The organism is Meiothermus sp. (assembly GCF_026004075.1).
Lineage (GTDB): Bacteria > Deinococcota > Deinococci > Deinococcales > Thermaceae > Meiothermus.
Genome location: NZ_BPIK01000001.1, coordinates 1,461,964 through 1,474,038, shown reverse-complemented (window position 1 = coordinate 1,474,038; position 12,075 = coordinate 1,461,964). Strand labels below are relative to the sequence as shown.

Below are 12,075 nucleotides of genomic sequence, written 5' to 3'. Positions count from 1 at the left end.
GTGGTCGTATGAACGTAACAAAGTGGCTCGAGGCGGTTAACAACTTCAGCAAGATTCTGCTCTTATTGGTTGGGGTACTAATTTTTGCAGCTTGTGGTAGCTCTCCAAACCCAGGCGTGCAAGACAATCAGGGCAACGGTGTCAATGCGCAAGCCGTTACCGCGGTACTGATTCTTTATCCTGATGGGCCGGGTACATTTGCTGAATCCGACGGGGTTTCTTTGCAAGGAAAATCCAAAATTGGTTCTATACAACTCAAACCGGGCCTAGCCTACGACGATTCGACAAAACCCAAAAAAGGAGGCAAAGGCAAGGGCGACCAGGCCGGGGCGCAAGCACTGGGCGAGATCCAGGCTCAAGCTTTCTCTTATCCCGATGCAGCTCAGATTTATGCCATCATGCTTACCAACTTGCTGGGTCGCTATGCCGATGTAACCGTAACCCGCAAGCCAATATCTGCCTATACGCCCGGGGAGGCCAACCAGTACTACCGTACCTTTTATATTGGCAGCACCTACGAAGATCCCATTCCCCCAGCTTTTATCACCGACATTATGGCTGGAGCCAAGGTGACTTGGCTCAACTACAACATCTGGCGTCTGGACAACACGGCCATCGGAGCCAGCCTGAGCCAACTGGGTCTGCGCTATGTGGCGCTGTACCCAGAGTACCAGCCATCCGAGTTTGCGACAGGCTTCAACAAAATCGACTACCGGGGCTATACCTTCAAGAAATACATACCAGGGTTGCTGGAAGTGCCGATCGAAATGATTGAAGTTGCTGCAGACGCCCCGAGCGTTGTGGTGCACGCCTGGGCTAAAAATAGTGCAGGACGGCAGATTCCTTATGCCCTACAAAGCGGCAACTTCTGGTATATAGCTGACAATCCCTTCACATATATTCACGAGCAGGATCGCTATCTGATTTTTGCAGACCTGATTGCGCCCATGATGGGTCGGGATGTGACCTGCACCCCCAGGGCGCTGGCCCGGATGGAGGACTTGAGCCCCAATGATGCAGGAGCAGACCTCAAGCGGATGCTGGACATCATCAATAAGGTGGGGATTCCGTTCCTTGCGACCGCAATACCGCTGTACGTGGACAACAATACCGTTCCGGTTACCCAGATTCAATGGACGCAAAACAGCGGAGCCCTCACCCAGCTTCGCCGCATCCCCAGAATCCGTGGCAAAATCTTCCAGCATGGTTACACCCACCAATTTGAAAACCTGAAAAATCCCTCGGGTATTTCGGGCGATGACTGGGAATTCTGGCGGGTCGAGCTGGATTCTAACGGTAACCGCATTACCAGCACACCAATCCCTGGGATGACAGCCAGCAGCGCGCTGCAACGCATTCTGACTGGGCGCTCAATCCTGGTAAACCTGAGCACGTCCACCGCCAACCTCACGCCTGTAGGCTGGACAACGCCCCACTACGAGGCCGATCCCAGCTACTATGCTACCTTCAACCAGACTTACAGCCGGGTTATGGAGCGACGCATTTACCGAGTAGGCTCGGTAATTGCAGGCCAGTTCTTCCCTTATCCAGTGCGGGATGTAAATGGTACCTTAATGTTGCCTGAAAACCTGGGCAGCGTGCAGCCTAATTATTTATTGCCTATGGTAGAAGAGGCGGCTCGAGCCAACCGAGTGCTGCGCTGTCCTTGGGCAGGCCACTTTTTCCACGCTTACACGATTAACCCCCAGTACGATGGCCCCAATGCTTACTCGGCAGCACAATTCGAGGGCTTTTTGCGCTATGTTCGCAATACCCTGGGCTATACTTACGTAGACCCCACTACGGTTTCAACCCAGTAGACCCAGTAGATGCGCTACGCTATGCCCCATAAAAGTTTCTTGCTGGTGGTGCTGATGCTGGGAGGGTGTCAAGATTTTACCTTCCCAGTACCACCGGTTGACCCCAGCCCACCATTGGCTAAACAGATAGGGATTCCTCCCCCAGGCTCGTATTACCATGGGGTCTACCCTGGGCAAAAAAATCTGGAAGAGTACCAGGTTACACCGGCTGCGCTGGATGCGTATACAGAAGCAGTTGGGCGCAAGGTGGCTTGGGTATACTTCTCCAACGATTGGTTTGCCAGCCGGGCCTTCCCCAAGGCAACTGCAGAATGGATACGCGCCAAAGGTGCAGTTCCGTATATCCGGCTAATGCTGCGCAGCAGTAGCGAGACATACGTGACCGAGCCGTTGTATAGCCTCGAGGCCATTCTGCGAGGCGATTTTGACGCTGATCTCAGAGCCTGGGGTCAGGCTGCCAAGGCTTTTGGTACACCGGTGCTGGTTGAATGGGGTACAGAGGCTAACGGCCAATGGTTCTCCTGGAATGGCAAGTGGAACGGAGGCTCAGTCCTGGGCCCCAAGCGCTTTCGCGACACTTACCGCCATATTGTTCAGACCATTCGATCGAGCGGGGCAGACAACCTGACCTGGGTTTGGCACGTCGATGCCTACGACGACCCCGCTACTGAGTGGAACCGCCTGGAAAATTACTACCCGGGTGACGACGTGGTGGACTGGATTGGTGTTTCTGTTTATGGGGCCCAGGAACCCACTGAGAACAATCCCCAGACCTTTGCCGATGGAATGAATGCAGTTATGCTCCGCCTGGCACAACTGGCCCCAACCAAGCCCGTGGTAGTGGCAGAATTTGGCGTTACCGCGGGCAATCCCGGAGTGAGTGCGGTGAAGTGGGCCGAGGCCGCTCTTGCCGAGATTCTATCTAACCGGTGGCCGCAAGTTCGCGGATTTGCATGGTGGAATGAGGCTTTTGACCAGACAGAGATGCGGGTTCAAGCCATACCGGGCCTCAAAGAAGTATTTCGCCAGAAACTGGCTTCACCGCAGATAGTGGATCATCCACTTTGAACGGTCGATGTCGGATTCAAAAAAGCTAGAACATAAACCTTGTGAGATTATCTTTTTGAATTCTTGAGTACATCCCTCGCTCTGCTTAGCGAAGAAAGCGCATCCCGTTCCAAGAGACGGGTATTGCCCTCCGCCACGCGGATAACTTCGGCTGGGTTAGCTTGCTACCGCTCGGTGGCGAACTGACCGAAGCTGGTATTATGGCCTCTATAGACAAATTAGCCGATAAACATCGGTTATTATTTGGGCATGAAAGTTGCCTTTATCGGACTTGGCGCGATGGGGTATCCGATTGCCGGTCACCTGGCACAACACCACGAGACCCTGGTCTGGAATCGTACCTTTGCCAAGGCCGAAGCCCATGCCAAAGAGTTTGGCTCGAGGGCCGTGGAGCTGCCCGAGGTGGCGCAGGCCGATATTCTGTTCACCTGCCTGCCCACCTCCCTCGAGGTGGACGAGATCGCCCATAAGCTGCTGCCCTACCTGCGCCCCGGTACGCTCTGGGTGGATCACACCTCGGGCGAGCCCGAGCTGGCCCGGAAGACCGCCCGGATGCTTCAAGAGAAAGGGGTTTCCTACCTCGATGCTTGTTTATCCGGCGGTGTGGCTGGCGCGGTGCAGGCCAGGGCCACCGTGATGGCCGGAGGTTCAGCCGAGGACTTTGCCCGTGCCAGGCCGGTGATGGAGGTTTATGCTGCCAAGATTGTGCACGTGGGGCCGCTGGGCTCGGGGCATGCGGTCAAAGCGGTGAACAACGCCCTGCTGGCGGTCAACCTGTGGGCCCTGAGCGAAGGGATGGTGGCCCTGGTCAAGCAAGGAGTGGATGCTAGGCTGGCCCTCGAGGTCATCAACGCCTCTTCGGGGCGTTCCAACGTGAGCGAGAATCTGTTTGGTCAGCGGGTGGTTTCGCGCCAATTCCCCAATACCTTTGCCCTGGGACTGCTGGCTAAAGATGTGGGCATCTGTGCCAAGGTGCTCGAGGCCGCCGGAACCCCGGCCCCCATGCTGCGGCAGGTGCGGGAGTTCTTCGAGGTTGCCAAGCGCGAGGTAGGCAATACCGAGGTCGATCACACCGCGGTAGCCCGGCTGCTCGAGCGCTGGTCGGGTGTCGAAATCAAATAAGAAACATTCCTCGGCAGGGATGAGAGATTGTGGGCCTAAACGTAGGACATTCTCAGATTGAACCCAGTATTGCGTCATAAAGTAAGGCATGGAACAGCTCAGGCTGAATTGGCTGCGCAAACCGGCTGTAATGGCCTTGCTGGTACTGGCGACCTTTGGCGCTGGCTATTGGGCAGGCCTGCGCTCGGTATCGGGTATCCAGGGGTCGGTGGGCTCAGGGCAGCACACAGGGCAGTTTGAGTTGGTGCAGTTCGATCAGCAACAGCAGCCCACACCTGCGCCCGACCCGCGCGAGCTTATCCCACTACAGCCAGGCCCAGGTCAGGGGCCTGGCCAGCCGCAGCCTGGACAGGGACAGGGGGAGGAGTGCCCCCTTCTGATTTACCAGGATGGCCAGTTGTTCCGCTTCGACCTGCCCGGACAACCCCTACCGGGGCCCGGAGGCCCGCTGCCGGGGCCTGGGATGCCGGGGGGCTCGCCGGAGCTGATCCCGCTCGACCCCAACGCACCCGCGTTGCCCAGCCCTCCCTCGCAACCCACCCCTGCGCCTGCACCCACCCCTCCCGACAGCAACCCCGACCAGAGTATCTGAACCCGTCAACCCCTTGCATCCCGCCATAAGAGAGGTTGTTATGAACGAAGCGCCGAAACCTACCCTCGAGCCCCAGGCCGTAATGGACGCTGCCGCCAAGCTGCGAAGCCTGCTGCTGGAAGTCAAGAAGGTGATTGTGGGGCAGGATCTGATGCTGGAGCGTATGCTGGTTGCGCTGCTGGCGCGGGGCCACATCCTGATTGAGGGGGTGCCGGGCCTGGCTAAAACCCTGGCCATCAAGACCATGGCCGAGGCCATCGGGGCCAGCTTCAAGCGCATCCAGTTCACCCCCGACCTGGTGCCCGCCGACCTGGTAGGCACCCGCATCTACAACCCCAAAGAGGCCAGCTTCGAGGTGGAGCTTGGCCCCATCTTTGCCAACCTGATTCTGGCCGACGAGATAAACCGGGCCCCGGCCAAGATCCAGTCGGCCCTGCTCGAGGCCATGCAGGAGCGCCAGGTCACCATCGGCCACGAGACCTTCAAGCTGCCCGACCCCTTCCTGGTGCTGGCTACGCAGAACCCCATCGAGTCGGAGGGCACCTACTTCCTGCCCGAGGCCCAGGTAGACCGCTTCATGTTTAAGGTCTGGATTGACTACCCTGCCTTCTACGAGGAGATGACGGTGGTAGACCGGGTCTCTACCAAGTTCGAGCGGGTGGCCGAGGTGCTCTCGGGCGACGAGCTGCGCTACTTGCAGGCTATGGCCGACAAGGTGCACGTGCACCAGGCCGTCACCGAGTACGCGGTGCGGCTGGCCCGTGCCACCCGCGACCCCGGCGAGGTGGGTCTTTCGAACCTGAAGAAGTACATCAGCTTTGGGGGCAGCCCGCGCGCCAGCGTCAACCTGATTCTGGGAGCCAAAGCCCTGGCCATCGTGCGGGGCCGCGAGTACGCCCTGCCCGAGGACGTGCGCGACCTGGCCCCGGAGGTGCTGCGCCACCGCATCATCCTGTCCTACGAGGCCCTGGCCGACGAGGTGAAGCTCGAGGAGGTGGTGCAGAAGATCATTGCCGCCACCCCCCTGCCCAAGGTGCACATCGGCGATCCCTACCGCGACACCCGCCCCCCCGCCGAGAACCCCTCGGCCTGAGCAGAACCACCTATGCTGCTGCGACGATCACGCAAAAGCCAGATAGAGGTGGCCCTCGAGGCCGAGCCCAAGGCGGCCCCACCCCGCCCGCGCGAGCTGCCTGCCGAGCTGTTGCGCAGGCTCGAGTTCAGGGTCTTGAAGCGGCTGGACGGGTTTTTGTTTGGCGACTACACCGGCTTTTTCTACGGCCCCAGCCTGGATCTGGCCGAGGTGCGGGAGTACCAGCCTGGCGACGAGGTGCGCCGCATTGACTGGAACGTAACCGCCCGCACCGGCAAGATCCACATCCGACAGTACCGCGAAGAAAAAGAGGTCACGGTCTGGCTGATGGTGGATCTCTCCGCCTCGATGCGCTTTGGCACCCGGCGGGTGCTCAAGCTCGAGGAGGCCCTGGAGTTTGTGGGCACGGCGGCGGCCATAGTAGGGCGGCACGGCGACAAGGTGGGCGCAATCGGGTTTTCCGAGGCCGGGATGCGGGTGATACCGCCGGGTACCGGCCGCAGGCAGGCGCTGCGGATTCTGCACGAGCTGTACGGGCTTATGGCGTCACAGAGCGAGGCTGTTCCAGTCACAAAACCGCGGTCGAAACCTGTGGAGACAGGCTCGCTGGAAGATGCCCTCGAGCACGTGGCCAAAACCCTCAAGCGCCGGGCCCTCCTGTTTGTGGTCTCCGACTTTCTCAATCCCCAGCCCGAGCAAGAGCCCCCATGGGCCCAGGGGCTCCGGCGGCTGGCTTACCGGCACGATGTGGTGGCTGTGCGCATCTTCGATCCCGCGGAAAAAGAGCTGCCCAACGCGGGTGAGCTGCGCCTGCGCGACCCCGAGAGCGGTGAGGAAATCTGGATAGATACCAGCGACCCCAGGGTACGTCGGGCCTACGCGGCCTTGGTGCAGGCCCGCGAAGCAATGCTAGAACGTACCCTGCGGGCTGCTCAGGTGGATGTGCTCAGCCTGTCCACCGCACAGGAAATTGTGGAGCCACTCCTCAAGTTCACCCTACGCAGAAGGGGGCGAAGATGAGCTTTACCTGGCCGGTTTTCTTATGGTTGCTGCTGCTATTACCGCTGCTGCTAGGGTTTTTGGTCTGGGCTAAAAGACGGCGCGAGCGCACTGCCGAGGCTTTTGCCGATGAGCGTTTGCGCAGGGTGGTAGTACACCAGCCGCCCAAAGCCCACGTGCGCTGGCCGCTGGCTTTGCAACTGCTGGCCCTGTTTCTGCTCTTGCTGGCGGCGGCCCGCCCGGTGGCCAGCCCACCCTTACCCACCAACAAAGCGGCGGTGGTGCTGGCGGTGGATACCTCGCGCTCGATGCTGGCCGCCGACCTGAACCCCAGCCGCCTGGAAGCCGCCAAGGCCACGGCCCGCAAGTTTATCGAGCTGGCCCCGCCCACCACCCAGATTGGCCTGGTGAGCTTTTCCGACTCGGCCTCGGCCCTGGTGATGCCCACCACCGACCGCCAGAAACTTCTGGAGGCCATCGAGCGGCTTAAACCGGCCCAGAACACCTCCATCGAGAACGCCATCATCACCGGGGTGCGGATGCTGCCGGGGCGCAAAAACCTCAAACCCCCCGCCGAGCTCCAGCCGCCCGGTTTGCAGCAGCCCGATCCCTTGCAGGGGGTGCCCGATCTCCCCACCCCCCAGACCCAGCCCCCCCAGGACCTGCTGCCCGGTAGCGTGGTAATCCTGTCGGACGGGGCTTCCAACGTGAGCACCAACCCCGGCCTGCCCACCCGCAACAGCCTCGAGATTGCGGCGCGGTTTGCCAATAACGCCAACGTCCGGCTTTACACCTTTCCCATGGGCCAGCCCGGCGGCGCAGTAGCCCAGATCGAGGGCCGGAACTACTACATCCCCTTCGAGTCCCGGAACCTCGAGCAGCTTGCCCAAGCTACCGGCGGCAAGAATACCTACCCCCCTACCGAGGAAGCCCTGCGGGCGATTGTACAGGAGCTGGGCGTGGTGATCCGCTGGGAGGGCACCAAGACCGAGATTTCCTCGCTGCTTTCGGCCCTGGCCGCCGTGTTGATGATTATGGCGGCTGGGCTGAGCCTGCGCTGGCAGCGACGGGTGCCGTAAAGGGGGCCAGACCATGGGTTTTCTCGCGCCCTGGAACCTGCTAAGCCTGCTAGTTCTGGTGCTGCTGGCTGTGCTGTACTGGCGCATGCAAAGCGGGCGCTCCAGCAGTTATGTCTGGTATCCGGGGATAGGCCCGATGGGTCATGTGGTGCAAAATTCCATCTGGGTTTACCTGCCTGCCATTGGCTTTTTTCTGGCCCTGGTGGCCGCCCTCATCGCCACGGCCCGCCCCACCCTCCGGCTGATGATGCCCGAGAACTTGGCCGGGGTGATTCTGGCTATCGAAAACGGCTGGTCGATGCGCCAGACCGATATCACGCCCAACCGCATGGTGGCCACCCAGATGGCCGCCAAGGCGCTGGTGGAGAAGCTCCCCAAGCACATCAAGGTGGGCGTTGCAACCTTTTCCGGTTACGGAACCTTGCTGCTACCGCCTACCACCGACCGCGCGGCGTTTCGATCAGCCATTGACAGCCTCGACCTGGGTGGAGGGTTCTCCTTTACTTACGGGCTGCTGGCCGCCCTGGAAGCCCTCCCGGAAAGCCCGCCCGAGGGCATGAGCCCTGGGGTGATTGTGCTCTTCTCGCACGGCCACGACGTCTCCGGCAACGACCCGCTCAAAATTGCCGAAGAAGCGCGCAGGCGGGGTATCAAGGTGCACGCCATTGGGGTAGGCACCCACGGCCACAACTTCGACGAGGAGATGCTCAAAAAGGTGGCCGACCGAACTGGGGGCCGCTACTACCCCATCTTCTCGGCCAGCGATCTGAGCAAAGTCCATACCGACCTGGGACGGGTGCTGGCCTGGCGCCCCCAGACCACCGAGATAAGCGGTATTTTGAGCCTGCTGGCAGCGCTAGTGCTGGGCTTTAGCATGGGCTGGTCGGCTTTGCGGCGACGGGTGATCTGAATGGCGTTTCTGTGGCCCTGGGCGCTGGGCTTCTTGCTCTTAGTTCCACTGCTCATTTGGCTGTACCGGCGCAACCTGCGACCGCCCGCCGAGTCGGTGGTGCTATACCCCGAGATTGCGGTGCTGGCGCGGGCCTTGAGGCGAAACAACACCTGGCGGCAGCACCTTTCGGCAGGGCTATATCTGCTGGCCTTGGTAGGGGCAGTACTGGCCCTGGCCCGGCCCACCCTGCCAGTCTTGCAGGCCGACCCCAAGGCAGCGGTGGTGCTGACGGTGGACATCAGCCTTTCGATGCGGGCCACCGATGTAAAGCCCAGCCGCTTCGAGGCGGCCCGGGCGGCCCTGCGCACCTTCATCCGCGAACTGCCAGAAGGTATCCGGGTGGCCCTGGTGACCTTTTCCCGCGACGCACACCTGGTGGTGCCCCTCACCACCGACCGGGGGCGCTTGTTGGAGGCGGTAGACTTTTTAGAGCTCAACCTGGGTACGGCCATCGGCGATGCTATCCTGGAGAGTATTGAGGCCTTACCCCCCCTTTCCGAACGCGCCGAAGCCCCCGATCCCAAGAGCCTTGCCACCATCATTCTGCTCACCGATGGACGCAGCCTGGGCGGGGTAGACCCGGTAGAGGCCGTGAAGGAGGCGGCCCGTCTGCAAGTTCGGGTGCACGCTATTGGCATTGGCCGAGCCTCGGATGGCCCGGTGCCGGGCCTGCCCGAGCAGTATGCCCTGGCGGCTCAGTTCGATGAGGAGACCCTCAAAGAGATTGCCAGGATGGGCGATGGCCAGTACTACTTTGTAGACTCGGCGGCTAAGCTCAAGGAGGCCTACCGCAAGCTGTCCCGTCAGATGACCTGGCGCGTGCGCCAGGACGAGGTATCGGCGGTGTTTGCTTTGCTGTCGGCCCTGGCGCTGGTGCTCAGTCTGGGGATAGGCCAGTTGCGGCGCCGAGTGGTATGAATCAGGCCTCGGCGCCGCTGCCGGCCATTGAACCCTGTCGCATGAGGGTCTGGGCCAGCTCGAGCCGGGCAATAAGGGAGGGGGCCTCGAGCAAAGCCTGCCGATCCAGCGCCGAGACCCGCAGGTTCACGCACAGAAAAGAGGCCTGGTAAAGGGGGTCGTCGGGCAGGTTGGCGATGGCCTCTTCCAGGGCGCTGGGGTCGGCGACTCCGGCCATGTAGCTGCGGAAAACCTCCATGGCATCCCAGGCTGCCACGATTTCCTCGCTGCGGGCGCTGCGCTCGAGGGGCCAGGGGATGTCCAGGGTGGTCTGGTACAGGTTCTTTTCAAAAACCCCCACCCCCTCCACCCGGCAGCGCTCCCCACCCCGGCAGACAATGTTGAAGGTGCCGTCCGGGTTTTCCGAGGCCGCCAGTAAGTCCACATACCCCCCCACCTCCCGGAAGCCCTGCGCGGTGGCCAGGGTAATCACAAACCGCCGCTGGTCTTCGCTCTGGGCCAGCAAGTCCCGCACCATCTGCTTGTAGCGTTCCTCGAAGATGTACAGCGGAATCAGCAGCCCTGGAAAAACCACGGTCTCGGGCAGGGGGAAGAGGGGGAGGCGCTTCACGGTATCAGGTTAAGGGGTACAGACGGCGGTGTGCAAAGGTGCTGTTTCACTTGCGCTGTTCCTGCCAGCGCTCCTGGAGTTTCTCGAAAATTCGTAGCAGCCTGGCCCTGGGCAGGATCACCTGCTCGGTGTAGCCCACGCCAATCTGGTCGCCCAGCTCGTTCCAGGCGGTGCACTGGGCGTGCACCCGGTTGCCTTCGGTGCGCAGGTGCTCAGCCACAATGCGCACCTTCATGCCGGGCAGGGCCGAGGCCAGGTGATCCACGCTCACCTTGGAGCCAATGCCCTCCTCGCCCTCTTCCAGGAAAGGCAGGATGATCTTGCGCCCGGCCAGTTCCATGTGCTTGGCCATCCAGTAGGTGGCGTAGACCGGGTGCAGCTTGCCCAGTTGGGGGTCGTCGGGGTGCTCGAAGTCCACGGTCATCTCGTCGGTGACCACCGTTTCGAAGCTGGCCTGGTAGCCGGGGGGTATGGGCTTCATAGTTTACGCAGGTCGGCCACCCGCTTGAGCTTGCCGCCCTCGCTGCGGGGGGCCGTGCCGGGGTTGATGAGCGAGACCTTCACCGAGATGCCCACGTTATCCTTGATTTTCCGGGCCACTTTCTCGCGCAGGTGGGCCAGCCGGTGGTCGGCTTCAATAACCTCGTCGGAAAGCACCTTCTGCCCGATTTCACGGAAGAAAGGCTCGGCAACCTCGAGCTTCAGCTCCACCTCGTCCATGGGGCCCTCGCGGGTAAGCACAATCTGATAGTGCGGCACCACCTCGGGAATCTCCTTCAGCACCGCCTCGATCTGGGTGGGATAGACGTTCACCCCCCGCACGATCAGCATGTCGTCGGTGCGGCCCCGGATCTGGGCCATGCGGGCGTGGGTACGCCCCGAGGGGCCGGGTTCACGGGTGATGTAGGTCAGGTCGCCCGTCCAGTAGCGCAAGATGGGCATGGCCTTCTTGGTCAGGGTGGTGAAGACCAGCACCCCCACCTCGCCGTCGGGCAGGGGATCGCCGGTCTCGGGGTCTACTACCTCGGGGTAGAAATGGTCTTCCCAGATGTAGCTGAGCCCTTCGCGCTCGTTCACGTCCTCGTTGGAAACCCCCGGCCCGATGATCTCCGAGAGGCCATAGATGTTGGTGGCCCTGACCCCCAGCCCCTCGTCCACGCTTTTACGGATGGCCTCGGTCCAGGGCTCGGCCCCCAGGATGGCGTACTGCAGGCTGATCTCCTCGGGTGCAATGCCGCGCCTTTTGAACTCCTCGGCCAGGGTCTGGGCATAGGAGGGGGTGCAGGCGATCATCTCGGGCTTGAAGTCCTGGATGAGCATAATCTGCCGATCGGTCATGCCGCCCGAGATGGGCACCACCACCATACCCAGTTTCTCCGCGCCGCCGTGCAGGCCCAGCCCGCCGGTAAAAAGCCCGTAGCCGTAGGCGTTGTGTAGCATCATGCCGGGCCGGCCTCCTGCTGCCGCCAGCGAGCGGGCCACCACCTCGGCAAAAATCTCCAGGTCGCCTTTGGTATAACCCACCACGGTAGGCTTGCCGGTGGTGCCGCTGGAGGCGTGGATGCGGGCGAGCTCCTGGCGGGGTACAGCAAACATCCCGAAGGGGTAGGTGTCGCGCAGGTCTTTCTTTTTGGTAAAGGGGAGCTTATGCAGATCCTCTACACTCCGGATGTCACTGGGTTTGAGCCCCTTCTCGTCCAGGGCCTGCCGGTAGAAGGGCACCCGCTCATACACATAGGCGACCTGCTCGCGCAAGCGCTGGTTTTGCAGTTCGGTGAGCTTAGGGCGGGGAAGGGTCTCGAGTTCGGGCTGGAACATGGGC

At 61.4% G+C, this 12,075-nt stretch carries 12 protein-coding genes; 9 read left to right on the top strand and 3 right to left on the bottom strand.

Translation table 11 applies throughout. The features are described from left to right. Positions 1-8: 8 nt before the first annotated feature. From Q0X18_RS07070 to Q0X18_RS07030, 9 genes are all read left to right on the top strand, one after another. Positions 9-1,820, top strand: a complete 1,812-nt coding sequence (locus tag Q0X18_RS07070; protein WP_297560290.1) for a polysaccharide deacetylase family protein — start codon at positions 9-11, stop codon at positions 1,818-1,820. A gap of 9 nt (positions 1,821-1,829) precedes the next feature. Continuing rightward, positions 1,830-2,888, top strand: a complete 1,059-nt coding sequence (locus tag Q0X18_RS07065) for a glycoside hydrolase family 26 protein (protein WP_297560288.1) — start codon at positions 1,830-1,832, stop codon at positions 2,886-2,888. Between the two features lie 249 nt (positions 2,889-3,137). Further along, on the top strand, positions 3,138-4,010 hold the full coding sequence (locus tag Q0X18_RS07060; protein ID WP_297560285.1) for an NAD(P)-dependent oxidoreductase: 873 nt from the start codon (positions 3,138-3,140) through the stop codon (positions 4,008-4,010). A gap of 88 nt (positions 4,011-4,098) precedes the next feature. Next, entirely contained in the window at positions 4,099-4,602 is a 504-nt protein-coding gene (locus Q0X18_RS07055) for a hypothetical protein (protein ID WP_297560282.1), read from the top strand. A gap of 82 nt (positions 4,603-4,684) precedes the next feature. Further along, on the top strand, positions 4,685-5,695 hold the full coding sequence (locus tag Q0X18_RS07050; RefSeq protein ID WP_374707527.1) for an AAA family ATPase: 1,011 nt from the start codon (positions 4,685-4,687) through the stop codon (positions 5,693-5,695). A gap of 12 nt (positions 5,696-5,707) precedes the next feature. Further along, complete coding sequence (locus tag Q0X18_RS07045; protein ID WP_297560278.1) at positions 5,708-6,715, top strand: DUF58 domain-containing protein; 1,008 nt, start codon at positions 5,708-5,710, stop codon at positions 6,713-6,715. Then, entirely contained in the window at positions 6,712-7,773 is a 1,062-nt protein-coding gene (locus Q0X18_RS07040) for a VWA domain-containing protein (protein WP_297560276.1), read from the top strand. The genes Q0X18_RS07045 and Q0X18_RS07040 overlap by 4 nt, the downstream gene beginning before the upstream one ends. 13 nt (positions 7,774-7,786) lie before the next feature. After that, a complete protein-coding gene (locus tag Q0X18_RS07035) occupies positions 7,787-8,683 on the top strand; it encodes a VWA domain-containing protein (RefSeq protein ID WP_297560274.1) in 897 nt (298 codons plus the stop codon). Beyond that, on the top strand, positions 8,684-9,643 hold the full coding sequence (locus Q0X18_RS07030; protein ID WP_297560271.1) for a VWA domain-containing protein: 960 nt from the start codon (positions 8,684-8,686) through the stop codon (positions 9,641-9,643). A gap of 1 nt (position 9,644) precedes the next feature. On the opposite strand, the gene Q0X18_RS07025 is transcribed toward Q0X18_RS07030, so the two are convergent. From Q0X18_RS07025 to Q0X18_RS07015, 3 genes are read right to left on the bottom strand one after another with little or no spacing between them, the layout of a single operon-like run. Then, positions 9,645-10,253 carry an LON peptidase substrate-binding domain-containing protein gene (locus Q0X18_RS07025; RefSeq protein ID WP_297560269.1) on the bottom strand — a complete coding sequence of 203 codons (609 nt, stop codon included), beginning with the start codon at positions 10,251-10,253 and terminating at the stop codon, positions 9,645-9,647. Between the two features lie 46 nt (positions 10,254-10,299). Further along, complete coding sequence (locus Q0X18_RS07020) at positions 10,300-10,734, bottom strand: thioesterase family protein (protein WP_297560267.1); 435 nt, start codon at positions 10,732-10,734, stop codon at positions 10,300-10,302. Then, positions 10,731-12,071 carry a phenylacetate--CoA ligase family protein gene (locus tag Q0X18_RS07015; protein ID WP_297563034.1) on the bottom strand — a complete coding sequence of 447 codons (1,341 nt, stop codon included), beginning with the start codon at positions 12,069-12,071 and terminating at the stop codon, positions 10,731-10,733. The genes Q0X18_RS07020 and Q0X18_RS07015 overlap by 4 nt, the downstream gene beginning before the upstream one ends. Positions 12,072-12,075: the final 4 nt, after the last annotated feature.

What these genes read in the sequence shown, in the direction of transcription:
- Q0X18_RS07070 (WP_297560290.1), top strand. Translation starts at nt 9, where the DNA reads ATGAACGTAACAAAGTGGCTCGAGGCGGTTAACAACTTCAGCAAGATT.
- Q0X18_RS07065 (WP_297560288.1), top strand. Translation starts at nt 1,830, where the DNA reads ATGCGCTACGCTATGCCCCATAAAAGTTTCTTGCTGGTGGTGCTGATG.
- Q0X18_RS07030 (WP_297560271.1), top strand. Translation starts at nt 8,684, where the DNA reads ATGGCGTTTCTGTGGCCCTGGGCGCTGGGCTTCTTGCTCTTAGTTCCA.
- Q0X18_RS07035 (WP_297560274.1), top strand. Translation starts at nt 7,787, where the DNA reads ATGGGTTTTCTCGCGCCCTGGAACCTGCTAAGCCTGCTAGTTCTGGTG.
- Q0X18_RS07020 (WP_297560267.1), bottom strand. Translation starts at nt 10,734, where the DNA reads ATGAAGCCCATACCCCCCGGCTACCAGGCCAGCTTCGAAACGGTGGTC.
- Q0X18_RS07050 (WP_374707527.1), top strand. Translation starts at nt 4,685, where the DNA reads ATGGACGCTGCCGCCAAGCTGCGAAGCCTGCTGCTGGAAGTCAAGAAG.
- Q0X18_RS07015 (WP_297563034.1), bottom strand. Translation starts at nt 12,071, where the DNA reads ATGTTCCAGCCCGAACTCGAGACCCTTCCCCGCCCTAAGCTCACCGAA.
- Q0X18_RS07055 (WP_297560282.1), top strand. Translation starts at nt 4,099, where the DNA reads ATGGAACAGCTCAGGCTGAATTGGCTGCGCAAACCGGCTGTAATGGCC.
- Q0X18_RS07040 (WP_297560276.1), top strand. Translation starts at nt 6,712, where the DNA reads ATGAGCTTTACCTGGCCGGTTTTCTTATGGTTGCTGCTGCTATTACCG.
- Q0X18_RS07045 (WP_297560278.1), top strand. Translation starts at nt 5,708, where the DNA reads ATGCTGCTGCGACGATCACGCAAAAGCCAGATAGAGGTGGCCCTCGAG.
- Q0X18_RS07060 (WP_297560285.1), top strand. Translation starts at nt 3,138, where the DNA reads ATGAAAGTTGCCTTTATCGGACTTGGCGCGATGGGGTATCCGATTGCC.